This window comes from Halobacteriovorax sp. XZX-3 (assembly GCF_043196495.1).
Taxonomy (GTDB): domain Bacteria; phylum Bdellovibrionota; class Bacteriovoracia; order Bacteriovoracales; family Bacteriovoracaceae; genus Halobacteriovorax_A.
On sequence record NZ_JBEBMO010000002.1, the window covers coordinates 607,265 to 631,596 of the forward strand.

General features: G+C 36.3%; 29 protein-coding genes. 24 read left to right on the forward strand and 5 right to left on the reverse strand.

Annotation, left to right across the window (positions count from 1 at the left end; translation table 11 throughout):
* Window positions 1–48: 48 nt before the first annotated feature.
* Window positions 49–684, forward strand: coding sequence for a LysE/ArgO family amino acid transporter (locus ABMA70_RS13455; RefSeq protein ID WP_103218264.1), 636 nt, complete (start codon window positions 49–51; stop codon window positions 682–684).
* Window positions 685–692: 8 nt separating this feature from the next.
* The gene (gene sugE / locus ABMA70_RS13460; RefSeq protein ID WP_103218263.1) at window positions 693–1,022 is read left to right on the forward strand and encodes a quaternary ammonium compound efflux SMR transporter SugE; all 330 of its coding nucleotides are present in this window, start codon (window positions 693–695) and stop codon (window positions 1,020–1,022) included.
* Here the strand turns inward: sugE and ABMA70_RS13465 are convergent.
* Both ABMA70_RS13465 and ABMA70_RS13470 read right to left on the reverse strand, forming a co-directional pair.
* Entirely contained in the window at window positions 1,012–1,998 is a 987-nt protein-coding gene (locus ABMA70_RS13465; protein ID WP_392992802.1) for an LLM class flavin-dependent oxidoreductase, read from the reverse strand. The genes sugE and ABMA70_RS13465 overlap by 11 nt on opposite strands.
* Window positions 1,998–3,059 carry an alkene reductase gene (locus ABMA70_RS13470; protein WP_392992799.1) on the reverse strand — a complete coding sequence of 354 codons (1,062 nt, stop codon included), beginning with the start codon at window positions 3,057–3,059 and terminating at the stop codon, window positions 1,998–2,000. Before ABMA70_RS13470 ends, ABMA70_RS13465 begins: the two co-directional genes overlap by 1 nt.
* 85 nt (window positions 3,060–3,144) lie before the next feature.
* Between ABMA70_RS13470 and ABMA70_RS13475 the strand changes: the two genes are divergently transcribed.
* From ABMA70_RS13475 to ABMA70_RS13525, 11 genes are all read left to right on the forward strand, one after another.
* Entirely contained in the window at window positions 3,145–3,447 is a 303-nt protein-coding gene (locus ABMA70_RS13475) for a helix-turn-helix transcriptional regulator (RefSeq protein WP_103218260.1), read from the forward strand.
* Between the two features lie 151 nt (window positions 3,448–3,598).
* Window positions 3,599–4,351, forward strand: a complete 753-nt coding sequence (locus ABMA70_RS13480) for a class I SAM-dependent methyltransferase (RefSeq protein WP_103218259.1) — start codon at window positions 3,599–3,601, stop codon at window positions 4,349–4,351.
* Between the two features lie 2 nt (window positions 4,352–4,353).
* Window positions 4,354–4,551 carry a cold-shock protein gene (locus tag ABMA70_RS13485; RefSeq protein ID WP_103218258.1) on the forward strand — a complete coding sequence of 66 codons (198 nt, stop codon included), beginning with the start codon at window positions 4,354–4,356 and terminating at the stop codon, window positions 4,549–4,551.
* A gap of 166 nt (window positions 4,552–4,717) precedes the next feature.
* Window positions 4,718–5,545 (forward strand): endonuclease, encoded by an 828-nt coding sequence (locus tag ABMA70_RS13490; RefSeq protein ID WP_158246888.1) that lies wholly within the window; start codon window positions 4,718–4,720, stop codon window positions 5,543–5,545.
* Window positions 5,546–5,746 (forward strand): hypothetical protein, encoded by a 201-nt coding sequence (locus ABMA70_RS13495; RefSeq protein ID WP_103218256.1) that lies wholly within the window; start codon window positions 5,546–5,548, stop codon window positions 5,744–5,746.
* A 125-nt stretch (window positions 5,747–5,871) separates the two neighbouring features.
* Window positions 5,872–6,459 (forward strand): TetR/AcrR family transcriptional regulator, encoded by a 588-nt coding sequence (locus ABMA70_RS13500; RefSeq protein WP_103218255.1) that lies wholly within the window; start codon window positions 5,872–5,874, stop codon window positions 6,457–6,459.
* 20 nt (window positions 6,460–6,479) lie between these two features.
* Complete coding sequence (locus ABMA70_RS13505) at window positions 6,480–7,001, forward strand: GNAT family N-acetyltransferase (RefSeq protein WP_146037862.1); 522 nt, start codon at window positions 6,480–6,482, stop codon at window positions 6,999–7,001.
* A 17-nt stretch (window positions 7,002–7,018) separates the two neighbouring features.
* The gene (locus tag ABMA70_RS13510) at window positions 7,019–8,671 is read left to right on the forward strand and encodes an AMP-binding protein (protein WP_103218253.1); all 1,653 of its coding nucleotides are present in this window, start codon (window positions 7,019–7,021) and stop codon (window positions 8,669–8,671) included.
* Window positions 8,640–8,978 carry a hypothetical protein gene (locus ABMA70_RS13515; RefSeq protein WP_392992792.1) on the forward strand — a complete coding sequence of 113 codons (339 nt, stop codon included), beginning with the start codon at window positions 8,640–8,642 and terminating at the stop codon, window positions 8,976–8,978. The genes ABMA70_RS13510 and ABMA70_RS13515 overlap by 32 nt, the downstream gene beginning before the upstream one ends.
* 56 nt (window positions 8,979–9,034) lie before the next feature.
* Window positions 9,035–9,760 (forward strand): pirin family protein, encoded by a 726-nt coding sequence (locus ABMA70_RS13520; RefSeq protein WP_103218251.1) that lies wholly within the window; start codon window positions 9,035–9,037, stop codon window positions 9,758–9,760.
* A 53-nt stretch (window positions 9,761–9,813) separates the two neighbouring features.
* Window positions 9,814–10,407, forward strand: a complete 594-nt coding sequence (locus tag ABMA70_RS13525; protein ID WP_392992789.1) for a hypothetical protein — start codon at window positions 9,814–9,816, stop codon at window positions 10,405–10,407.
* 19 nt (window positions 10,408–10,426) lie between these two features.
* Here the strand turns inward: ABMA70_RS13525 and ABMA70_RS13530 are convergent, their stop codons facing one another.
* Entirely contained in the window at window positions 10,427–12,130 is a 1,704-nt protein-coding gene (locus tag ABMA70_RS13530) for a transglutaminase-like domain-containing protein (protein ID WP_392992786.1), read from the reverse strand.
* A 261-nt stretch (window positions 12,131–12,391) separates the two neighbouring features.
* Between ABMA70_RS13530 and ABMA70_RS13535 the strand changes: the two genes are divergently transcribed.
* The 3 genes from ABMA70_RS13535 (at window position 12,392) to ABMA70_RS13545 (ending at window position 15,061) form a co-directional block, all read left to right on the forward strand.
* Window positions 12,392–13,039, forward strand: a complete 648-nt coding sequence (locus tag ABMA70_RS13535) for a hypothetical protein (protein ID WP_392992783.1) — start codon at window positions 12,392–12,394, stop codon at window positions 13,037–13,039.
* Between the two features lie 88 nt (window positions 13,040–13,127).
* Window positions 13,128–14,705, forward strand: coding sequence for a Na/Pi cotransporter family protein (locus tag ABMA70_RS13540; protein WP_392992781.1), 1,578 nt, complete (start codon window positions 13,128–13,130; stop codon window positions 14,703–14,705).
* Window positions 14,702–15,061, forward strand: coding sequence for a hypothetical protein (locus ABMA70_RS13545; protein ID WP_103218246.1), 360 nt, complete (start codon window positions 14,702–14,704; stop codon window positions 15,059–15,061). The genes ABMA70_RS13540 and ABMA70_RS13545 overlap by 4 nt, the downstream gene beginning before the upstream one ends.
* On the opposite strand, the gene ABMA70_RS13550 is transcribed toward ABMA70_RS13545, so the two are convergent.
* Entirely contained in the window at window positions 15,058–15,933 is an 876-nt protein-coding gene (locus ABMA70_RS13550) for a LysR family transcriptional regulator (RefSeq protein ID WP_158246886.1), read from the reverse strand. The two genes, ABMA70_RS13545 and ABMA70_RS13550, sit on opposite strands and share 4 nt — an antisense overlap.
* Window positions 15,934–16,038: 105 nt before the next feature.
* On the opposite strand from ABMA70_RS13550, the gene ABMA70_RS13555 reads away from it, so the two are divergent.
* Genes ABMA70_RS13555 through ABMA70_RS13565 form a run of 3 tightly spaced genes read left to right on the forward strand, consistent with a single transcriptional unit; the run spans window position 16,039 to window position 18,240 of the window.
* On the forward strand, window positions 16,039–16,566 hold the full coding sequence (locus ABMA70_RS13555; protein WP_103218244.1) for a YceI family protein: 528 nt from the start codon (window positions 16,039–16,041) through the stop codon (window positions 16,564–16,566).
* A gap of 14 nt (window positions 16,567–16,580) precedes the next feature.
* The gene (gene ygiD / locus ABMA70_RS13560) at window positions 16,581–17,360 is read left to right on the forward strand and encodes a 4,5-DOPA dioxygenase extradiol (RefSeq protein ID WP_392992777.1); all 780 of its coding nucleotides are present in this window, start codon (window positions 16,581–16,583) and stop codon (window positions 17,358–17,360) included.
* A 13-nt stretch (window positions 17,361–17,373) separates the two neighbouring features.
* Window positions 17,374–18,240 (forward strand): SDR family oxidoreductase, encoded by an 867-nt coding sequence (locus ABMA70_RS13565; protein WP_392992774.1) that lies wholly within the window; start codon window positions 17,374–17,376, stop codon window positions 18,238–18,240.
* Here the strand turns inward: ABMA70_RS13565 and ABMA70_RS13570 are convergent.
* Window positions 18,237–19,445: a PAS domain-containing protein gene (locus ABMA70_RS13570; protein WP_392992771.1), complete on the reverse strand. Its 1,209-nt coding sequence runs from the start codon at window positions 19,443–19,445 to the stop codon at window positions 18,237–18,239. The genes ABMA70_RS13565 and ABMA70_RS13570 overlap by 4 nt on opposite strands.
* A gap of 208 nt (window positions 19,446–19,653) precedes the next feature.
* Here ABMA70_RS13570 and ABMA70_RS13575 point away from each other — a divergent pair, with 208 nt between their 5' ends.
* The 5 genes from ABMA70_RS13575 (at window position 19,654) to ABMA70_RS13595 (ending at window position 24,324) form a co-directional block, all read left to right on the forward strand.
* Window positions 19,654–20,844: a hypothetical protein gene (locus tag ABMA70_RS13575; protein WP_392992769.1), complete on the forward strand. Its 1,191-nt coding sequence runs from the start codon at window positions 19,654–19,656 to the stop codon at window positions 20,842–20,844.
* Entirely contained in the window at window positions 20,825–22,021 is a 1,197-nt protein-coding gene (locus ABMA70_RS13580) for a hypothetical protein (protein ID WP_392992767.1), read from the forward strand. The genes ABMA70_RS13575 and ABMA70_RS13580 overlap by 20 nt, the downstream gene beginning before the upstream one ends.
* A gap of 80 nt (window positions 22,022–22,101) precedes the next feature.
* A complete protein-coding gene (locus ABMA70_RS13585) occupies window positions 22,102–22,614 on the forward strand; it encodes a hypothetical protein (protein WP_103218238.1) in 513 nt (170 codons plus the stop codon).
* A gap of 131 nt (window positions 22,615–22,745) precedes the next feature.
* Entirely contained in the window at window positions 22,746–23,213 is a 468-nt protein-coding gene (locus ABMA70_RS13590) for a hypothetical protein (protein ID WP_392992760.1), read from the forward strand.
* Between the two features lie 46 nt (window positions 23,214–23,259).
* The gene (locus ABMA70_RS13595) at window positions 23,260–24,324 is read left to right on the forward strand and encodes an AI-2E family transporter (protein ID WP_103218236.1); all 1,065 of its coding nucleotides are present in this window, start codon (window positions 23,260–23,262) and stop codon (window positions 24,322–24,324) included.
* The last annotated feature ends 8 nt before the right edge of the window (window positions 24,325–24,332 follow it).

Below are 24,332 nucleotides of genomic sequence, written 5' to 3' on the forward strand. Positions count from 1 at the left end.
TAACTTATATCATGATTTGCATTAAATTACGCCTCAGGAGCAGGTATTATGGAATTTTTTACTCAAGGTTTTTTATTGCAGGCAAGTCTTATTCTAGCACTGGGTGCACAGAACCTTTTTCTTATTGATATTGGCACTAAGAAAAAGAATCACTACCTAGCAGCAGCTATTTGTTCAGTGTGTGATATGGCGCTAATTCTATTGGCCGTTCTCGGTGTTTCTGGTGTTCTTGTAAAAACTGTTGAGTTTAAAGTCGGTATCGGACTTCTTGGAGCTTCTTTTCTGCTTTACTATGCGGTAATGAAATTTATTGACTCTGTGAAGGGTGTTAAGGAAGTTGAAGAGAGTAAGAAGTTTGCTCTTTCGCGTCGTCTTGTGATTTTAACGACGCTTAGTTTTACCCTGCTTAATCCTCACGTCTATATTGATGCCTTTTTCTTAATTGGTGGATACTCAACACGCTTTAATTTAGTTCAAGATCGTTTTCTTTTTGGACTTGGTGCCGGTGTGTTTTCAATTATATGGTTTTACTTTCTAGTGACTTTTTCTTCTAAGTTCTCTCATATTTTAACTAAAGAGAAGAACTTAAGAATCTCGTCACTTGCTACCGCTATTGTACTAGGTTATCTTGCTCATAAGCTTGGAAGTGAATCTGTAACAGAGTTTATTCAACTACTCTCATAGGAGTTCTTATGGCCTCGACAACTACTGCATGGGTTATTCTTGTTATTGCAGGTCTTCTTGAAGTATGTTGGGCAATTGGACTTAAATATACTGAAGGCTTTACGAAACTGATTCCAAGTATATTCACTCTTGTAACTCTAGCTGCAAGCATGTTCTTACTTGCTAAGGCCAGTCAAACTCTTCCTATTGGAACGGCCTACGGTGTATGGGTTGGAATAGGAGCGCTAGGTGCTGCAATCTTAGGAATAGTTCTCTTCAATGAGCCAATTACTCTTGCACGTACAGCTTTTCTAGCGCTACTGCTTATTTCAATTATTGGTCTAAAACTTACTGCTTAAAAATTTCAGACAGAAGCTTTAGAGATTTTATCTTTTTCTCATTATCGAAAATTGAGGTCACAACCATTAACTCATCTGGACGGTAACGTTCGATAAACTGATCAAGGCCTCTTTTAACAGTTTCTTTGGAACCAACAAAAGAGAAGTGAAGCATATGTTGGGCCATCATCTTCTCGTGCATATCCCAATAGGTATCCATATCTTCAATAGGAGCTTGGAATTTCTTCTTTAATCCACGACGAAGATTGGCAAATGATTGTTTCTGGCTTGTTGAGAGAAATTGAGCTTCCTCATCTGTATCTGCAATGATGATATTCACACCCAACATAACATAGGGTTTGTCTTGTTGAGCCGATGGTTCAAAGCCCGCATGATAAAGAGATAGTGCTTCTTGAATTGCATCAGGGGCAAAGTGCGAAGCAAAGGCATATGGTAATCCAAGGTGTGCAGCAAGCTGTGCTCCAAAAGTACTTGATCCTAGAATCCATAAGGGAACTTGTGATCCTAGCCCAGGAGTGGCGACTATTGGATCGTTTGCACTTTCCATTGAGAGTAGACGCTGAAGCTCAACAATATCTTGTGGGAAATTATTTGAACTTTGAGCTGTTGTTCTTAAAGCCTGCACGGTCATTTGATCAGTTCCTGGAGCGCGGCCAAGACCTAAATCAATACGTCCAGGATAAAGTGCTTCTAGTGTTCCAAACTGCTCAGCAATAACAAGAGGAGAGTGATTTGGAAGCATTATTCCACCAGCTCCAATACGAATTGTTTTTGTTTGACTTGCTAGTAATCCAATAACTACTGAAGTTGCTGCACTTGCGATGGCAGGCATATTGTGGTGCTCGGCCACCCAAATACGATTGTAGCCATATTCTTCTGCTGCTTGCGCGCTACGAACTGAATTATCAAAAGCATCTTTTACTTCCTGGCCTTCATTAACGAAGACCAAGTCTAGTATCGATAGTTTTGGTGTCATCACAGCTCCTTCAAAGTCGGGTAATCTGTATAACCAACATGATCAGGTCCATAGAATGTATCAAAGATTGGCTCATTTAATGGTGCATCAATTCTTAGTCTTTCAACTAAGTCTGGGTTTGCAATAAATGGAACACCAAAAGAGATTGCATCAGCAATTTTATCTTCCAATGCTTTTTCAGCTGTTATCTTTGTAAATTTTTGATTGGCAATTAGGACACCATCAAATTTTTCTTTTAACTTTGGGAAGAGACTTTGCTCATCTAGTGGGTCGCGAGTAAAAATGAAAGCAATCTTTCTCTTATTTAATTCTTCTACCACATGGCCAAAAAGTTCCAGGGGATTAGAGTCACCCATGTCGTGGCTATCGCAGCGAGGAGCAAGATGAACGCCGACGCGATCAGCGCCCCATACTTCAATGAGTTGGTCTGTAATTTCAAGCAAGAATCTTGTACGGTTTTCAATCGTCCCTCCGTAGATATCGTCTCTCTTATTAGTTGAGTCTTGTAAGAATTGGTCAATTAGGTAGCCGTTGGCAGCGTGTACTTCAACTCCATCAAAGCCAGCTTCCATCGCATTGATGGCCGCTTGACGATAGTCTCTTACAATTGCTTTCACTTCTTCAGTTTCAAGTGCACGAGGTACTTCGTAGTTAGTAATTGGTCGTACTAGTGATACATGTCCCGCAGGCTGGATAGCACTTGGTGCAACAGGCTTTTGCCCATTTAAAAAACTTGAGTGAGAGATCCTTCCCACATGCCAAAGTTGCATATAAATTTTTGAACCTTTTGCGTGAACTGCATCTGTTACTTTACGCCAGCCATCGATTTGATCCTTTGACCAAATTCCTGGTGTATTTGCGTAACCAACGGCAGAGGGTGTAATTGCCGTTGCTTCTGTAAGGATCATTCCTGCATCAGCTCGTTGTTCATAGTATTTCACCATGAGGTCATTAGGAATTCGTTCAGCTCCTGCTCTGGCACGAGTTAGAGGGGCCATAATAATTCTATTTTTTAGCTCAACACTTCCAAGCTTTATCGGTGTAAATAAATTCGTACTCAATTGAGACTCCTTTAGTTTGATGTTTATCAAACAATAGGCCTGCCCTTGATAAAAATCAAGTCCTTTGTTAGAATTTTATCTAACTATGAATGATTGCACACAAATACCATTAGATAAGATCTTTAAATCACTAGGCGATCCCATTCGCATGAGTGTGATAAAGCAGTTAATTGCATATGAAGAAGAGCATGGTCACAAGGAGATTACTTGTGGAGGCTTCGATTATTGCGTAAATAAGGCCACTTTTTCTCATCATATTAAGATTCTTATTGAGGCCCATATCATTTGCCAAAGAACAGAAGGGGTGAAGAAGTACCTATTTCTCAATCCTAATATCAAAAAGTATTACCCAGGCTTGATCGAAACAATTAAAAAAACATGCGAATAAAATACAGTAAGAAGAATCTCGCTTGTATTAGAGCTTTGGACATAGTATCTTGTGTCAAATTAGGTTTCCTATAGTTCACTTCCTTATTTCGGTTCTGTCTATTTTTAATCTTTTATTATTTAGAAACGACAGAATTGCAGGGAATACCTTAGTGAACGAAGTGCTTAATGCAGACTCAGTACCATTGAAAGATCTTATTAAAAATCCGCGTACATTTATGAGAAGCAATAATCATCCTCTGGAGCATGCGAAGGATTTAGACCGAACACTTGGTTTTCGTATTCCAAGAATAGAGGGGAAACTTCTACAAAAATACAAAGCTTATTATAAGCAAAATGATGGAACAAAGGGAAAGCAGCACTTTCAGGGGACACAGACTTGGATTGGACTGCATCCACAAGTTCTACAAACACCGTATAATGATATCTTTGAGGCCCTTTATCTTTTAAAAGACTTTGAAGTAAATAAAGTGGTGGATATTGGTGCAGGTTATGGACGCGTAGGCATTGTGATGAACTCTGTCTTTCCTGAAGCCCGCTTCATTGGATATGAGATTCTTAAACAAAGAGAGAGTGAGGGAAATCGCCTCTTTGAGAGATTAGAATTGCTCAATTGTGAGATTCTCTTAGAAGATGTTTTAGAAGATGACTTTATTTTGCCAAAGGCACAGATCTATTTTATCTATGACTTTAGTGAAATTGAGGATATTTCTAAGATTTTAGACGAGCTTGTGGCCCGTGTTGATGATTACAGCTTTTTTCTGGTAACGAGAGGCGATCGAATCGATTTCTTACTAGAGAGAAAATATAAAAAATTATGGAATGCCAATGGGCGCTTAAGCTCTGGCGAATTAAAAATATATAGTTCTAACGTAGACCTAAAGAAGCTTAAACATAAGGAGTAAGTATGAAAACAGGTAAAGTTAAGTTTTTTAATGATGAGAAAGGTTTTGGATTTATCGTTCCAGACGATGGAAGCAAAGATCTTTTCGTACACATTTCAGCAGTAAACGGTAACACTCTAAGTGAAAATGACGCTGTTGAATTTGAAGTAGGTGAAGGACAAAAAGGTCCTTGTGCTGTTTCAGTAAGCGTTCTTTCTTAATCTTAAGAATGACTCGTCGTACCTTTTAAGAAAGCGAAGAATTTCAGCTTCTTAGAAGGTACACCTTCTTATAAAGTCCGTTTGTTTATAAGAAACCCTAATACCTCCTATAAGATTTAGTAAATTTTTCATTGTGTTCATGTATTTTAGTAGATACTCTCTTGGCATGAAAATCACACACATCGCAACACTACTTATTTTAATCTCAAGCGCGGCCTTCGGCTCATCTTGTGATCAAGAATTTTTTTACTCAGGACTTTCAACTGCTTCATCTGGATATGTATTTAAGTCACAGCTTTCTTCTCTTTTAAGAAGAACTCATCGTGGTATCTCGTATGATGACCTTCTTAAGGCGTATCGTAGCACTGATCTCGATACTACTTACGATGGTGATCGCACGATAATGGATATGTATTCTGAGAACCCAAACGGAAAAGATCCATATCGCTACCAACCTGGCCGTCGTACTTGTGGCCAGTATAAAGGTGAAGGGGATTGCTACAATCGTGAACACCTATTTCCACAAGGGCTTTTTAACAAGAGACGCCCAATGAAGACAGATATCTTTCATGTTTATCCAACAGATGGAAAGGTAAATGGCCACCGTGGTTCTTACCCATTTGGAGAAGTTGGAAAAGCTTCATGGGTTTCTAAAAATGGTTCTAAGATTGGTACAAGCTCGACAAGTGGATATCGTGGAAGAGTTTTCGAACCTATTGATGAATTTAAAGGTGATATCGCTAGAGCAATGCTTTACTTTGCTGTTCGTTATGAAGCTGAGATTCCTAGGTTTAAAGATAATCCAATGACAAATGGCTCTCGTGAACAAACTTATAGCTCTTGGTTTATTAAGCTTCTTTTGAAGTGGCACAAGCAAGATCCTGTAAGTGAGCACGAAAGAAGAAGAAATGATATCGCATGCGAATATCAAAAGAATCGTAATCCTTTCATTGATCACCCTGAGTGGGCAATGGCCATTTGGGAAGTTCAATAGATGTTTCGAATTCTAATTACAGTTATTCTAACATTTATTTTTCTCGTTCCGTTCTTCTCCACACCAGTTGGAGAAGAACTGTATCTAGAATATCAAGATACGGAACTCTACAGATCAATCTATTGCCAATATGTTGAGTGGTTTGGTGCTGAAGGTTTTGATAAAATTAAGTTTGCTGTAAAGTGCCAACTGCTAAAATAAGTCTATAAAATCAAAAAACTAAAATGTAATTTCAATAAGTTATATCATTTAACTTGAGTCTACTCGTGTCTTGTGGCATATTTTAGAGTCTACGTCTAGACAAGTTGTCTATAAATGGAGTGGCGGTGAAACAGGACTCAAAAGAGGCCATTTTTGAAGGTGTGTTAGAGCTTCTGAAAGAAGAGGCCATCTTAGATATTTCCGTATCAAAACTTAAAAAACAGACCGGCCTTTCAACTGGAACTTTCTATTATCATTTTCCAAATGGAATAGAAGATATCTATAAATCCTTATTCATTAAACTATCTACTAAGATTAGGAATAAAGCTTTTATTGCGGCCAGTGCGGCCAAGACAGTAGAAGAAACTCTAATTGATTTAGTTAGTGTTTATTTTGACTGGCATGAGTCGAAAGTGAAAGAAAGCGACTTTTTTTGGAAGGCTTCAATGTCTGGCTACCAAGAAATTAGAGAACTTCTAATTAGTGAGTATGAAATTTTATCGACAAAAATATATGACGTTCTTACCACGCAAGCTGAAGTCGAAAATATTAGAATTGTTGATCGTCGAATACTAGATGCCATGTTATTTGGCGCTGCTAGAGAGCTTGTTTATTCTTGGATAAGACGAGGTAGAGATAAGAAAGAATTTGAAGTCATTAAAGAACAATTTATAAAGACGCTGTATAGAGCATGTGTCATTGAAAGATCTTGAAAAAGACTGTGAGCGAAACTGTGAAGTATAACGAAAAGTTCTTTGAAAAATTTGAGCATCTTGGTGAAAAGTACGTCATTAGAAGTGTCAGTGAAAATGATCAAGAGAAGTTGATTGAAGCATTTAAAATGGCCTCTCACCGAACACTTAATAGTCGTTTTCTTGCGGCCAAGAAAAGCTTATCTAAGAAGGACTTAGAGCTATTTACTTGCCCTGATTATATTAATCACGTTGCCTTAACTGTAATGCAGGAAAGTGAGGACGGCGAAAAGCCTGTAGGTTCTACAAGATTTTATCGTGACTCGGATAATTCTCCGACGGCCGAGTTTGCCGTAACAGTAATAGATAAGTATCACCGAAAAGGCTTTGGTGGGATCTTGATAGATCATTTAATCAAGGCAGCTAAAGAGCGTGATATAAAAGAAATATATGGAACTGCTAGCACTGGAAATCATGCTGTGCTTGGACTGCTAAAGAGTCGCGGTGACGTTGTCGTTGAAACTGAAACAATGGGAATTGTGAATATTAGATTAAAGCTATAAGAAAAAAGGATATATAAATGAATAGAGTATGGTTGGATAATTATCCAAAGAACGCCGCCACAGAAATTAACCCTGATCAATATAATAATATTGTTGAAATGATTGATGAAACTTGTGGAAAGTTTTCGACGAGAAAAGCTTTTATCAATATGAATGCAAGCATGACTTATAGTGAAGTCAAAGAGAAGTCAGAAGCCTTTGCTAATTACCTTATAAATGATTTGAAACTTAAAAAAGGTGATGTCATCATGATTCAGATGCCAAACCTTCTGCAATACCCGGTTGCTCTTTTTGGTGCTTTCAAAGCAGGGCTAATTGTTGTTAATACAAACCCTCTCTACACTACCAGAGAAGTAAAAAAGGTACTTGAAGATAGTGGGGCAAAAGCAATTGTTATCTGTACAAACTTTGTTGCTAATCTTGAAGAGGCCATTGAAGGAAGTCAGATCGAGCATATTATTACGACAGAAATTGGTGATTTTTTTCCATTAGTAAAAAGGAAGCTAACAAATTTTGTTATTAAGCATGTAAAGAAAATGATTCCTACTTATAAAGGTAGTTACTTAACTCTTAATGAAGCAATCGAAAAAGGACAAGGACTGAGTGTAACTTATCCAACAGTGGAAAGAGAGGATACTGCGCTCTTTCAATATACTGGTGGAACAACGGGGAAAACAAAAGCGGCCATCCTAACTCACCGAAATATTATCGCGAATATGCTACAAATGGATGTTTGGATTAAGGCAGGACTTGGAACAGAGCCTGCAAATATCCTCGCTCCACTACCTATCTATCATGTCTTTACTTTATCAGTTAATATCTTTGGTTTCTTTAAGATGGGGATGACTAACGTTCTTGTAACAAATCCTCGTGATTTAAATTCACTTATCAAAGATGTGTATACACACAAGCCGAAAGTTCTAATTGTTGTCAACACTCTACTGCAAGCCCTACTTGCAAATGAAAATTTCAGAAAACAGAATTTGAGCTTTATTGAGTTTAGTGTTGCAGGTGGAATGGCCCTTAAGCCAGCTGTTAAGCAAGACTGGGAGAAAATTACAAAGACAAGAGTTATTGAAGGATATGGCCTTACTGAAGCATCTCCTGTTGTCAGTTGTAACCCAACAGATGGGACGGATGAAATAGGTTCTATTGGGCTTCCTCTTCCTTCAACTGATATTAAAATCATTGATGCTGATGAGAATGAGTTAGGTTTTAATGAAGAAGGAGAGCTTTGTGTAAAAGGGCCTCAGGTTATGAAAGGGTATTGGAATCAACCAGAGGAAACAAGTAAGACCTTTACTAAAGATGGTTGGCTTAAAACAGGAGACTATGCCACGGTTGATGAAAAAGGTTTCCTAAGAATTTTAGATCGTAAGAAAGACATGATTGTTGTTTCTGGATTTAATGTTTATCCAAATGAAGTTGAAGGAGTTCTATTAGAGCTAGATGGTGTACAGGATGTTGCTGCTATTGGAATTGAAAGTGAAAAATCAGGACAAGTTGTAAAAGTCTTTATTGTTAAATCAAAAGCAAATTTAACAGAAGAAGATATTAAGGCTTATGCGAAGAAAAATCTTGCTGGCTATAAAGTTCCAAAGCAAATTGCTTTTGTGGACGATTTACCGAAGAATAATGTTGGGAAAGTTCTTCGCCGAGAGCTTCGCTAAGATGTACTCTAGCTCAAGAAGATACCGAAAAAACGATTGGTGGGATCTGGTGGCCGTCATTGACCAAGAACTGGGGAGAGATGATGGCCCACAAACTTACTACTATATTTTTGATGAATTAAAATGGAGAATGGTTGAGTCGATTTCAGAGGGCTCAACCTTCAAAATTAAAAAGAAAGCAAATGAGCTTTATGATCGAATTCAGGTTAGTCAAAAAAATTGGACTAATATAGCACCTGATTTAGTAAAAGAAATCGAATTACTTTTAGAGTTCTTACTTGATCCCCCAACTAAAATTTTAATTTAATTTACCTACATTGAAGTATTGAAGATCGCTATAATAACCAAAATGTAGGAGGAAAGATGACAAACGTACTTCATCGTGCTGATTCACGTGGTCATGCAGAACACGGTTGGCTGAAAAGCAATCATACTTTTAGTTTTGCCGATTACTATGATCCTGAAAGAATCCATTTTGGAGCGCTAAGGGTTATTAATGATGATGTTGTTGCACCTGGAAAAGGCTTTGGAACTCATCCTCACCGTAATATGGAAATTATCTCAGTGCCTTTAAAAGGCTCCCTTCATCATAAAGATACTATTGGAAATGACTTTATCATTAAGAAAGGTGAGATACAGGTTATGTCGGCCGGTTCAGGAATTTCTCATAGCGAGTATAATAACTCTGACAGGGAAGAAGTACACTTCCTACAAATTTGGGTATTGCCTAAAGAGCATAATATAACACCCACTTATTCTCAAAAGTACTTCAAAGAATCAGATCGTAGAGGAGAGTTTCAATTAATTGTCTCTCCTGATGGCCGAAGTAATTCAGTTAGTATTAATCAAAATGCTTTTTTCTCATTAGCTAGTTTAGAGGAAGGTCAAAACTTAACCTATAAAAAGTTTATGGAATCAAATGGTGTTTATATCTTTGTGATCAGTGGTGAAGTTAGAGTAAATGATCTAACTCTTTCTGCTCGAGATGGACTTGGTATCGATCCAGGTAATAATATTGGGATAAGGTCATTTAATGACTCAGAATTTCTTGTTATGGAAGTTCCAATGGATGTGGAAAAATATAACTAAAAATGCTGATTTTAATCAGGTTAAACTAATAAAATTGTTTGCTAAAATAAAGTATGAAAAAAGAAAATATCGTACTTCTAGCTCTTATCACTTTAATTTCATTTGCAGGTGTTGCGTATTACGCAAATAACCTTAATGAAGATACACAAATTGAAAGGTGGGTGTTCTTTGATTTGGGAGATACCATCATCAATACTAAAAAAAGTGGTAATTATCACTATTACGAAGGCTCTCTTGAGTATATTAAATCACTAAAGGATATGGGGATTCATGTTGCCATTATCTCAAATATTCCAGAGTCGTTTGGTGAAACTTACGAACAAAAAATTACGACTTTGAAGGAATATGTAAGAGCGCACTGGAATGATTCTGTTGAGTTTGATTGGAGTGTGTTTGAAAAAATCTATATTCCTATGAGTAATGAAGAATTAAAGCCTGCGCCTTATATTTTTAATAAGGCCCTCGATGAGACTGGCCGCTACCCAAGTCTTTATATATCGGAGTCTTTAAAAGAGGTGGATGCGGCTAGACAACTTGGACTTGCTGGTTTTCACTTTAAAGAAGGTAATTTAAACAAGGCAAAGCGTAATATCTATATTCATTTAGATGAGATTATTGATTATATAGATAGTAATAGTCACCTCTAAGAGGTGACTATTATATTTATTAAAAAATGTATTCACCTTCAAATTTGTAAGTCGCTTCTTGATTATCCTTTTTTATATATTTAATACCTAAACTTAAACTATCTTTTAAAATTTTTGTTTGAGCAGAAATGTATGTCGATTTTTGATTTCCTTTTACCCAAAATCCTGTTCGACCATATAGAGGAGCTTTCATTCCTATTTCAAAAGAGTGGCGTCCATCCTCTGAGTATAGTGTAATACTATAGTCTGCAGTTGCGCCTTCTTGTCGAATATAGATAATATTTTGAATTCCAACTCCATACTCTTTCATAATTTGTTTTTTGATTTCGTTTTTAATTGTTCCACCAATTACGGCCATCGTGTATTTACCTTCTTCTCTAACGTCTGCTTTCATAATTGAAGCATGGGCCGTAACAATTCCTTTCCAATCAAATCCCAGATAGTCTGAATCAGCATAAAGTGAAGATGAGAACATATTTTGACTGTCACTAAAATCACCTTCTGTTTGGAAATTATCTGCTTTTATCTTTCCATTCCCCACAGTGATACTAACGTGGGATTTTACGTCAGCATAAACATTTCGAAGAATTCCTAAGTCTACTTTTCCTGACTTAAGGCGAGTATCCATTCCAAAATAAACACTCGTACTATCCTTTATAAAATCTCTGTGTTCAAGTTTCTTCTGTTCTCTTTGAATAGCAATTCCCGCATCAAACTTAATTCGATTACCTTGGTTTTTTAAAGTTGCAGCAACACCAGATGCTGTTAAGCCGCTTGATGATTCAGCATAGTAGCTTTTTGCATGAATTGCGCCATTTTCATAATTCATTGAGATAACATCGATATTATCAAACTCTACACCTGGGGCAATCATTTCAACGTCCAGACCTACTGCTTGATTTAATAGGTAACCAACTTCACTTGGTACACGATCAACAGGCTCACCATCAGCGTTAAAGATTCTATAATTTATTCCAAAATCTGCTAGGGTTGTATCTTGTGCTAACCCCTGAGCACTTTGGCTTTCGTTGATTCTTGTTTCACCGTAATTAAAATTGATAATACGATCTTTATTACCAGGGTCTTGTACGACAACAGTAGCGTGACCAACATCTCTTGTATTATATGCAACAACATAGACGTCATCTATATTAAGCTTTTTAAGAACATTTGCTTGAGCTACCGCAATGTCACGACAAACTCCCGCTTTGCTTCCTTCTCTAATTGCTTGGAAAAGATCTTCAGTGGTTACAACACCTTCCTTATCACGTTGAAAATCGTAGTGATTGTTCATAATGGTACCAAGGATATGGGCGAGGTAGATCTTTTGGTTGAAGCTTAAAAGTAGCTTTGCTGAAGAATAGATATTATCCCTTCTTACCTCAGGAGAGCCAATAATTAATCCGGCAACTACATTGGTAAAGTACATTTCACCTTCTTCTTTACCAAATTGTGCCACAGACTCTTTAAAGATATCTGACATGTCCATTTCATTAAAATAGGCACAGTTTTCGCTAAGGCAGCCTACGATAGATTTAACAACAGCTGTTCTTCGCACGGTATCGGTCCAGTACGATTTGGTATTGAACTCGTCTGTTTGAATGAGTGGTCTCGTCTCATACTTTCGTTTATTTACTTCAACACCCGAGCCTTGATAGCCAATGCTAAAATCTGCTTGAGTATTAAAAGATAATAGTAAGCCTAGAAAAAAGAATTTCTTCATTACAAACAACTCCATAGTTTAGTTCAAATGTATAATCTGCAAGGAGGATGCCATTATTTTTCGCGTATATTCATTTAGTTGGCCTAATTTCGATGTCGAGAAATTAAGCGGCCGTACAATGTTCATTCATTTATTCATAGTAATTCTAGATATATAGAAGAGGTATCTGTAGTGACTCTAAGTACTTGAAATTCCTTAATGTTCTAAAGGAAATTAGTCGATAAATCTTCAATGAACTTATTCAAGATGGAGGAATATCAAATGAGAAAGATTTCAGTACTTGCCCTTTTTGCACTATTTATTGGTTGTGCAAACTCACCAAAAGACTTTAAGGCCGATGCACTAGGAGATAATGAAGGAGTATTTTTTGGAAAATTCTCCCTGTACTTTGATGGTGCGAAATTTGCAAACACTTGTAACTTGATTTTTACAGATAAGGCGAAGAATGAGGATACTGTCTTAACAACTGATGAGTCTGGATTCTTTGTAGGTAAATTTCAAAAAGGAGATACTTATCTAAGTCAGATTGGTTGTACTTCGGGAATGACGACAAAGATTTATATGTTTGAAGAGAGTAATACAGTGAAGTTTTCAAATGTTGGAAATGGAAAGAAAACTTATGTTGGAAATATCTCAACTTTCTTTTCCTCTGCTGAAGAATATAATAATCCGGCCAAATATGTTGTTGGTGGACTATTTGCTGGGGCGATTATAGCAGATGAGGCAAAAGAGAATGCTAAGAAAGTTAGATTCGATATTCAAAATGATATTGAAGCTGATGAGATGCAATTTAAAGCAACAATTTTAAAGGCCAGACCTATGAAGACTGTCTTTAAATCGCTTAAGTATCCTAAAAAAAATAGAATGCCAGCAAGTACGGCAACAAAAATCATCAAACTTAATAAGTAATTTGATGGGCTAGGTAACTTATTTACTGTTATCATTTAAAGATATCACTTTACGTTAGCGTAAATAATACTTAGTAGAGAGTTAGTTAATGAAGGATTTTCAAATTATCTTGGCCGCGACATCGAGTGTAATACTCTTTGTCTTTGGCCTTGAGAACTTTTCCAAAGAAGTTCAAAATATTACTGGTGAAAAATTTAGAAAATTTCTAGGTAGTGCAACAATGTATCCTGTCGTGGGGGTATTAATTGGTGCCATTATTACTGCCTTAATTCAATCGAGTTCTGCAACCTCTGTCATTGCAATCAGTCTTGTAAACGCTGGGGTCATGTCTTTTAAAAATAGTGTTGGAATTATTTTTGGAGCTAATGTCGGAACGACGGTAACGGCACAGCTTGTAGCGTTCAAATTGACTGCCTTTGCACCGATCTTCATCATTTTGGGGTTTCTACTTTCTTTTACGAGATCACGTTACGCTATTTTTGGTAAAACATTCTTTTACTTTGGTTTTGTTTTCTTTAGCTTAAATTTGATTTCTTCAACGCTTTCTCCACTTCAATCAGATTCACGATTAATTGAGTTTTTAACACGTGCCCATAATCCTTTACTTGGAGTATTGGTAGGAGCTGTTATTACGGCAATTGTTCAATCTAGTTCGGTGACAACTGGTTTGGCAATCATCTTCACTCAGCAAGGCTTGATGAGTCTCGATAATGCGATTCCCATATTAATGGGTTCAAATCTAGGAACAACTGTTACTGCACTTATTTCAATTATCAATATGGATATTTCTGCAAAGAAGACGGCACTGGCACATTTTCTTTTCAATTTAGGGGGCGTTTTAATCTTTCTTCCGATTATTATCTTTTGGGGAGATCGACTGCCATTAATGTCAAATATCCCAGCTATTGCTCTTGCAAATTTTCATTTAATTTTCAATGTGACGACGAGCTTAATCTTTATTGTCTTCTTAAATCCTTTTTCGAGTCTAATTGATCGTATGTTAGGAGAAGGGCAAATGGACTTTGAACGTATTGAGCTGGGATTAAAAGAAGAAACACAATTTGATGAAATTGAAAAAAATCTGATGGTGGATCTTGAGAAAACTTTTCGATTCGTTCAAGAAAATTACAATTTAGTAACATTGAGTATCGAAACAAATTATCGAGGAATCTATGAAGCCGCAAAGAAGCGTATCGAGTATATGGACTTTCTTAAAGCAGAACTTTTAGGATTCTTTTCTAAGTTTATTTCAAAATGTAACAATGAAGACGAGATTGATCGTATTGTGAATGTAATGGCAATGTATGAGTATATCTTCCAAATGCATGACTCAGTTAAAGATATTGCAGGTGTAAAAGAGTCTATGGACAATAATTATATTGAGCTTAAAAGTGATGTGCTTATGATTGTCCGAGAAATAGCAAGTACGACACTTTCTGTTTTTGAGAATATCACTAGTGAAGACCAAAAGGATAAAGATTTAAAGAAGATCTCACAAGAGTTTCAAAGAGATCTTGAGGGTTTTGGAAAGAAGGTTTTTATTTTAATGGCCAAACCGGAACGTAATGATGCTGGCGCAATTATGCATCTTTTAACTTATTCTCAGCGTCTTAAAGATAAGTTAATGAATTATCATCATCTTAAAGAAGGACATATTGCTCCATGAGTCTACTAAGGAAACTAGAAGATTTATATCTTGATTCTCTTGTATACTTTGCTTCAAAGAAGAAAGGGATGCTCTTAAAGATCAGGAAGTCTTTGATCGTTCTACGTGATGGCCTAGAAAAAGAAGGTGCTGAAACAAGAGAAATGTTTGTCATATATGGACGATATACTCAGGGGCGGGCTTCTAATGAAGAAATGAAAGAAGCAAATAAGCAATTTCTCGAAATTATCAAAGGTTTAGGAGTCGGTGCATTGCTTGTTCTTCCTTTTGCTCCGTTAACTATTCCCTTTGTTGTAAAACTTGGACAAAGGCTAGGGGTTGATATTATTCCTTCTTCCTTTCGATCTAAAGATTAGCTCTCTAGGCTACGCTTTAGATTCTCATAAAGATAGTCTTTAAATATTCTTACATGCTTTGGCGTATGCTTTGAAGGCTTAGATAGTAGAAATAGAGTTCTTGCAAGGTACTTTAAATCTGGTAAAACTTTGATGAAACTATTTTCCACAAGCTCCCTCTTACAATAGAAACTAGGAATCATCGCTGGGCCTTTATTCTTTGCAACGTAATCTTTTAATATGGGGAATGAATTACTAGCAAATTGTGGAACAACCTCTTTAAAACATGACTTATTTAAAGGATTACCATAAAGATCAGTTAAAATTGCTACAGGATGTTTTTGAAGATCATTTACTTCATTAACCTTTGTCGAAGTTTTTAAATACTGTGCTGAGGCAACGAGTCCGACTTCAATATCACATACTTTCTTTTGTATTAACGATGAATCCTTCAGTTTTCCAATTCGAAGGGCCATATCAAGTTTATGTTCTTTGAAATCCATGAGTATATTAGTGGAGTACAACTCAATTCTTATTCCTGGATACTTATCCATAAATTCGCAGACGATATCTGTAAGTATGAGTTGGGAAAGGTCTTCTGGCGCTGTGATTTTTATGAGTCCTTTCATTTCATTAGTTTGATTTTTAATTTTTAAAACGGAAGCATCTAATGACTCAAGTGGTGTTCTTATTAATTGTAAAAGACTTAAGCCTTTTTCTGTAAGCACAATTCCTCTTGGCCCGCGAATTAATAAAGTCTGTTCAAGTTCATCCTCTAACTTAACGAGATCACGACTTATTTTAGACTTGGGGTGTCCTAGTACTGTCGACGCCTTTGTTAAACTTCCAACTTCTGCAACTTTTTCAAATATCTTAAGTAAATTTAGATCCATAGAGTGTTCCTTATATGGAACATTATATTGCAATATTGTGGTCTTTTGCAACACTCTCTTTTTCTCCATAATAGAATACATAACAAAGCAAATCAGGAGAAAATAATGAAAGCTAAATTTATAATTCTAGGACTAATTTTAACTTCTTTTACGGCAATGGCCGATAATATTGACTTAGCTAGAAGCTCTTTTGTGTGGAAAGGAACAAAGATCACAGGTGATTTTCACTCTGGCCCAATTAAAATGAAAAGTGCAAGTTTAGATAATGGAAGAGGTTCTTTTGTCGCAGATATGAGTTCAATTGACGATACAACTCTTAAAGGGGAATGGAAGTCTAAGTTCTTATCGCATATTAAGAGTAGTGATTTCTTTGATGTTGAAAAGTATCCAACAGCAAAGTTGAAGATTGATAAAATTGATAATGGCCATTTATACGGGAAGTTAACAATAAAAGGTAAGACTAATGCCGTTACAGTTCCTGTAACTAAAAAAGGTAAGGTTTACTCTGGTGTATTAGCTTTTGATCGTACAGAGTTTGATATGGTCTATGGTTCTGGAAGTTTTTTTAAGAACCTTGGTGATAAGGTAATTTCAGATACAGTAACTCTCACATTTAAAGTCGTAACAAAGTAATTGAGGGGATAGTCATGACTAAAAAGAGAATACCAACACTATTTTTAGGACATGGCTCTCCTATGAATGCTGTTGCAAGTAATGAATTTACTGAGCAGCTTAGAAGCATTGGAGAGGAACTTCCGAAACCAAGAGCAATACTCATGATATCTGCGCATTGGGAAACTCAAGGTACTTGGGTCACGGCGATGGATAAACCAAAAACAATTCATGATTTCTACGGTTTTCCAAAAGAATTATATGAGATCGAATATCCTGCACCAGGCTCTCAAGAACTTGCCAGAGAAATAGTTGATCTTATTGGTGAAAGTATCAAGCTTGATAATGAAAATTGGGGCCTTGATCATGGCACATGGTCATTATTGAAATTTATGTACCCTAAGGCGGATATTCCAGTTGTTCAGTTGAGTCTGGATATGGGAAAGCCACCTCAGTATCATTTTGATTTAGGTAAGAAGCTTAGCGTTTTAAGAGATAAAGGTGTTCTGATCATAGGAAGTGGAAATATTGTTCATAACTTAAGAGCAATAAGCTGGAGTCAAGACGCCCAAGTTTCAAATTGGACAAAAGAATATGATGAGCTTATTAAAGAAAAAATTATTGAAAAAGATTTTGATTATTTAATAAATAAATTTCAAAAAACAGATATTGGTAAAATGAGTGTACCTTCGATTGAACACTACTTACCGCTCTTATATATCATCGGAGCATCAAGTAATGATGATCAGTTGAAATTTGATTTTGAAGGAATTCAAAACGCTTCCATTTCGATGAGAAGCTTTAGCTATAGATAAAAAGGAGAATTATATGATTGCATTAACAGGAGCATCTGGACAACTCGGCCAGTTAGTAATTAAGGCGTTATTAGATGAAGGTGTTAAGGCCAATGAGATTGTTGCAATTGCAAGATCGACAGATAAGTTAAGTGATTATGAAAAACAAGGTGTACAAGTAAGATTTGGGGATTATGAAAAACCAGATACTCTTGATAAGGCACTCGCAGGAGTTGATAAATTACTATTAATATCAGCTAGTGAAGTAGGGAAGCGATTACCTCAACATAAGAATGTAATTGAAGCAGTAAAAAGATCTTCAGTTAAGCATCTTACTTATACAAGTATACTCCACGCTGATAAGTCGCCTTTGGGACTTGCAAAGGAGCATGTTGAAACTGAACAACTTATTAATGAGCTCAATATTGCAACAACTATTCTTCGTAATGGTTGGTATTCTGAAAACTATACAATGGGCCTACCTAATATCATCGAGCACTCTACTGTAATCGGTTGTGCTGGAGATGGAAAATTATCAACTGCTGCACGAGAGGACTATGCTTTAGCGGCAGCAAAGGTATTAACGAGTGAAGGACATTCTGGAAAGGTTTATGAGCTAGCAGGAGATGAGGCCTTTACACTTTCTGAATTTGCAGAGGTCGTAGGAAAAGAATTTGAGCGTGAGATTAAATATCAAAATTTAAGTGAAGTAGAGTTTAAGTCCGCCCTAATGCAGGCCGGACTACCTGAAGGTTTTGCACAGCTCTTGGCCGACTCTGAAAAAGGTGCATCCAATGGAGGCTTATTTGATAATCAAAGACAATTATCAAAGCTCATTGGACGCCCAACGACAACAATCTCAAAATCAATTAGAGATTTTAAAGAAAGTTATCAGTCTTAATTATTTTGACTAGCTAAGGACTCATTCATGCGAGACACCTGATGAACTAGATCGCTTCCGATATCGTTTATCTCTTTTAGTGATTGCTTGAGTGAGTCTTTAAAATTTGTTAGTTGATCGAGTAGACTTGAAAGTTCTCCTGAATTTCGGTTTAACTTTGCCGCTTCAATCTTACCACTTATGCTTACCATCTCTAATCCAATTGATAGCTTCTTCACATCATTACAGACTCTTTTGAATTCACTAAATTCTTTTTGAATATCAATTAGGCTCGATTTAGCGTTCATATTCTGTTCATTTTGTAAGTGTGCTAAGATTCTCATTTCGTTTTCTTTTTGAATAGGCGAGGGTTTAGTCTCCTTTTCAAAGAAGCTGTAAATTTCTCTTTGCAAAATTGAGTTACAAACGAAGAACTGGCAGTCTTTAACTTTGTCTTGAACGAGCTTTCCCGAAACCATAAACTTATTAATTTCCTCTTGAATCTCTTTTGCAAGATTATCGTATTGTGTTGAGATAGTTGCGATCGAAGCTGCATCTTCGCCAATCTTGGCCGCCTGAAGTTCTAAGTTCATAGGGACAAGCGAAGTCTTTTGATACTCCTCAAAAATACCTTCTGACTGCTCTTGTAAAAACGATCCTGACTTTAAGGCTTTGCGCAAAAGATTAAGTTCCTCAATTGGTTCTTCTCCAAGTGCTTTCTGTCTCGATTCAAGCTCTTGCATAAGCGCCTCAATCATAAAGTTTTCGTAAGACTCAAACCCTAATTCGCCAATCATTTCAAGAAGCTTCTCCTGAGATTGTGCTGGTGTAAGCTTCTTGCGCTTCTCTAGTAGAGTTAGCTCAATATACTTCTCTTTTACGATCTCAAAGAAATGACTACTAGGCTTTAGTCTTACTGATAGATAGCCATCGTCAATAGGTGAGACGAGGGCATAGACCCAATAATTACTTCCATCCTTGGCCTGATTGTTTACGTATGCGCCGATCATCTTATCTTTGGCAATAGTGTCCCAAAGAAGTGAGAAAACCCCTCGGGGCATCTCTGGATGTCTTACAACCTTGTGGGGCTTGCCAAGCATTTCCTCCCACTCGTACTGACTGACTCGTTGAAATACTGAATTTCCAGACGCGATAACTCCTCGCTTATCGGTCCTGGAAAAGAATAGTTCATCAAAATCGAAGTTACTCTCTCTCTCCTTCGACATGCGTCCTCCCTTTTCTGAAAAAAATGATGAATATTTTCTGTTTAGAATACAAAAACTAAACAAAACATGATCTATGTCATAAATTGTTGAAATTATTGATTTCTTAACGGAGTTATCTTAACTAGTTGGATTAAATTTACAACTAAATAATTAGTGTATAAATTTCACCACTTATTTTCTTTGTTGAGTGTTCAGGGTAGATAGGCATATGCAAAATCGTCTACTTATCCTTATTCTGTCTTTGAATATGAGCTTTCAAGCATGTGGGTTAAATCTCGCAGGGCAAAGTGCGTACTTTGATAAGGAAGATATAGCAAAGGCCCAAGCAGGTCTGAGCTCTCAGGAAATGTCTTTGTTAGGAGAAGTTGATCTTTCTAAGCAGAGTTGCGAGTACGATGTGCTAGAAGAGATTAATCAAGTTGCGAATCATAAACTTTATGAGGCGCTAATATACTTGCGCTCGTCTTCGAAAATGGATGATACACAATATCGTCTATTGCTAAGAACGATGAAGTCATTTGAGAAGTCGAAGAAAGAAAAATTTCTAGCACCTCTTAATCCTATTGTTAAAGATTTTAGATCACAACCTTTTGATAACTTCCAAAGGGCACAAGAGAGAGGACTGTGCTTTAATCTAGCAGCGATGAGTCTTTTTAAAGAACTTGCACAAAAGAAGCCAATCAAATTTTTAAAGAAGGCATATCATGAGGAGCTTATAAGTAAGCGTACATATTGGATGTTAAAAAGACTAGCTCAAGAAGACTATCATCTTGAGCCACAGACGTTGGCCGAGTATTTGAAAGAACAGGCATTTTTAACAAAACAATTTCCCGAACGACTAGATATAAAAGGTACAAACTTTATTTCAAGTCGACGTGATAAGAGTAAGGTTTCTCGAAGAGAGACATTACTTGCAAAGTACAATCAATTTCAAATTATCTATCTTCGAGGAATGACTCAAAGATTTTTAAATCGACTTAATGCAGATGAAGTTATTATCAATGTGATAATTGATGATGAAAGTGTTGAAGAGATTATTCTTGATCCAATGGAGCAGTATCGATTTGCTGCAAAGATGGTTAGAAAAGAACTTGGAGATCTTCAAATGATGAATTTATTTGAAGGTGTTAATGTTTCCTTTGAGGATATTCTCTCTGCTTCTTATGAAACAGGACTTGTGTCAGGAGATGATTTAAGTACTCTTGCACTTGTCGATGATGTTTGGAATCCAGAGCTAACCAAAGCAGAAAAGAGAAAAAGATTTATTAGAAGATATGGAACAATTTTTGTTGCAGCAATTCCTACTACTTTCTACTTTGTGAAGGTTTTATCTTTAGTGGGAATTGAGATGTTAACAGAGACAAAACAGGAGCCAGCACGTGATCACTCAATTTTCTAAGTTGCTTCTTGTTTCATTTCTTACAGTAACTACTTTTGCAAGTTATAAGGCCCAGGTTATTACGCGAGATAATGACATGGATCTGATTAAGAAAGAAGTTGAGCTTGATCTAGTTAATACTCCAATCCTAGAAAACAAAAGTTTTAAAATTGTTTATGGGAAATCAAATGAAGCAATCAATCTTGAGAGTTTAACGGACGAAGTTGAAAAGCTAAGGGCCGCAAGTGTCTTTTATCACTTAACAAAGGCAAAACGTTATTTTCTTAATGTCGTTAAGTCTGATTACGTAAAAGAGTTACCTCAACTTATCGTTCGCTTAAATATAACAAATCAATTTAATTCAATTGGTCACTTCGCTCACGATAATTTATCACCTGAATATAATAATGCTCTTTCAATTCCACCTGGAGAGGGTAGAGAAAGGTTTGGGATTAAGCCTTGGAATTATGAAATTTGGTTTCGTCCGGCAAAAGAAATCAACCTTCCACAGGAAGGGTTAAAGAATGACTTTGAACAAACTGCTGCTATCTTTAGTGAGTTTAGGAATCAATCAAGATTAGCAAGTTTTCAAAAATTTATAAGTGACTTATTTTTACTTTCTGGAGATGCTCTTGCGCAGAGTGGTTTAAATATTCTTGGATCGACTGCAATTATTGAAGCTTCTTTTTATGCAATGAAAAAGCTTTACGGACTTCTTCAAGGAAAGAAGTTCTTTTTAGATACAAGCTTTATCCCAGAAGTTGTTTATCATGAGTTTGCTCATGTTGCTTTGAGTGATCATCTTGGCCTTAGTCATTCTTCTCCTGTTAATGAAGGTATGGCAGACTTCTTTGCGGCATCAATCGCTGATAGCGCAACGATTGCTGATAATGTGAAAGATTATGCGAAAAGAGTCCGTGAAAAAGATGCCTTTCGCGATGAAGTTTATAATGCAGGGTTTGAAACAAATGCTTACGCCAATATTGATTTTGTCTTGGGCGTATTATGGCAAGTACGCGAACTTGATAAAGAATCAAGTCATGGTCTTGTTTATGATGTTCGTAAGAATATCACGAGCAGTTCAAATATTAGAGGAGATTTATTGAAGTCGATTCTCAAAGAGTGCCGTAAATCATGTAAGTCACCTTTGAGGGATCGTATAAACCTTCTAAATGCCTATCACGAGATGGGTTTATAAGGTAAGTAGGCTTTTATTAAATTGACAAAATATGTTTAGATAGGGTAGTTACCCATAACGTTATTAATAGGGAGATGTTCATGTTAAGAAAATTAGCTGCTGTAGCACTTGTATGCTTTTCGTTCTCGGCTCTTGCAAATGTTGAAGCTAAAATCGCACCAATCTTTGAAGAAGTTGAGTTTAAATTATCTGTAGAATGGGATCAAAAAGATCAAAACTTCTACAATGAAACTGTTAAATCATTTGAAAAACAATTAGGTGATCTAGCTCAAGAAGGTGTTAAGCCATCTGAAGTTTTAAATTACCTACAAGCAAATATTAAAGATAAGAAAGTTGCTACTGAACTTTCTAATCTTGTTGGTTCAATCAACGTAGAAAATATGACTCTTGAAGAGTCAAAGTCACTAATTCAAGACTATGTTGATGGTATGAAAAATACAGGTGCTAACTACTCTGGGTACTATAGCTACGACTATGGACTATACTTTGTAGTGTTTGGTGGTGTTGCATTTTATTACTACTGGTATGCATTTCACTATACTTACTACTATGATTGTTACCGTGATTACTGGGGTAACTACTACTGTTACTAGAATCAAATTCTAATATAATAAAGGCTCCTTTCGGAGCCTTTTCATTTTTAAGCTCTTCCAAACAAATAATCTCTAAGTAAAGTTGTCCAGTATATTACCGATAATAGCCTAATAATTTTAAGGGCCCAAATATGGTTTTGAATTTGAAATCGACAGTTATTGGTTGTGGAACTTCAACACAAAGTGGAAATGATCGCGTATTTAGTTTTGTTGAGTTCAGCGATGGAACTAGAATTGAAAATGTGATTACTTCATCTTCTATTGCGGAATTCTTCGATAGAGATGAAGAGATAGAGTTAGCATATTTCAAAGTCGGACAGTACTACTATATCGCGAGGGCAAAGGTAGCAAAGGATGTTAAGGTCGCGACAACTACGCCAATTCTCGTAAGTATGATCGTTAATTTCATTTCTATCTTCTTTTGCTTTGGTATTTTATCTTTCATTATTACTTTTATTGTAATTATGTACTTTCTAAAAGATTTCAAAATGGCATTAACTTATGCTGCCATCATAGGCGTTATGCCTGGAGCCTATTATCTTACGAAGTTATTAAAACTATTTATTGAACTCAGGCAGTGTCGAGCACTAATAAAGTAGGGGAATTAAAATTGCCTATTAACCAATTCAAACATACAATATTTATATGCAAAATAAATATAATGTAACGTACGTATTCTTCGGTTTTATCTTTCTTTTAGTCTGTTATCTTGTATGGATGATGGCCAAGCAAATGATTGCTCCAATCATCTTTGGCTTTGTTCTGGCTGGAGTATTTAATCCTCTAAATACTAAGATAATTGAAAAATTTAAAGTCTCTGACAATATGGCCGCATCGATAACAAGTTGTTTAATTATTCTACTTGTTCTTATTCCTCTAATCTTCTTATCAATTGCTCTTAGTAAAGAAGCTCTAAGCCTTTATCAAACGATAATGAAGGCAATGTCTCATCATGAAGTTAACGACTTTTTATTTGGTGATGGGCCAGTCGCTGCTCTTATTAAAAGTGTTTCAGATATCACTGGAGTTGATATTGATATGGAACAAGTTAAGACGACAGTATTTGGTACTCTTAAAGGAATATCGGGAACTGTTATTTCGAGTATCAATTCAATTGTAGGAAATATCATCACATTCATTTTTGATCTCGCAATTATGATGATTGTGGTTTTTGGTGTTTTTGTTGAAGGAAAGAGGTTAAAGACATATATATTTGATCTTTCGCCACTTCCATCAGACCAAGAACAAAAAATCCTCGATAAGTTTAATCAAATGAATTATGTAACACTGGTTTGTAATGGTGTTGGTGGAGTGATTCAAGGAGTCCTTGGAGGACTCGCTCTTTGGTTGGCAGGAATTGAGTCAGTTGTTCTTTGGACTGTTCTTATGATTTTCTTGGCCTTCGTTCCTTTAGTTGGTATCTCTGTTGTTACGATTCCTGCAAGTCTTTATCTAGTCCTTACAGGAAGTCCTACTTCAGGTGTCATCCTTTTTATTTTCACAGCGCTAGTTGGTCTTGTTGTGGAAAATTGGTTTAAGCCAAAATTCATTGGTAACCGTATTCAAATTAATTCAACTTTCGTTCTTCTTTCGATTATAGGAGGAATGGGTGTTTTTGGTATGGGAGGAATCTTCTATGGACCAATTATTGGAATACTATTTCTAACGATTGTTGAAATTTATCACGATCAATATAACGTCGTTTCATAGGCGAAAGG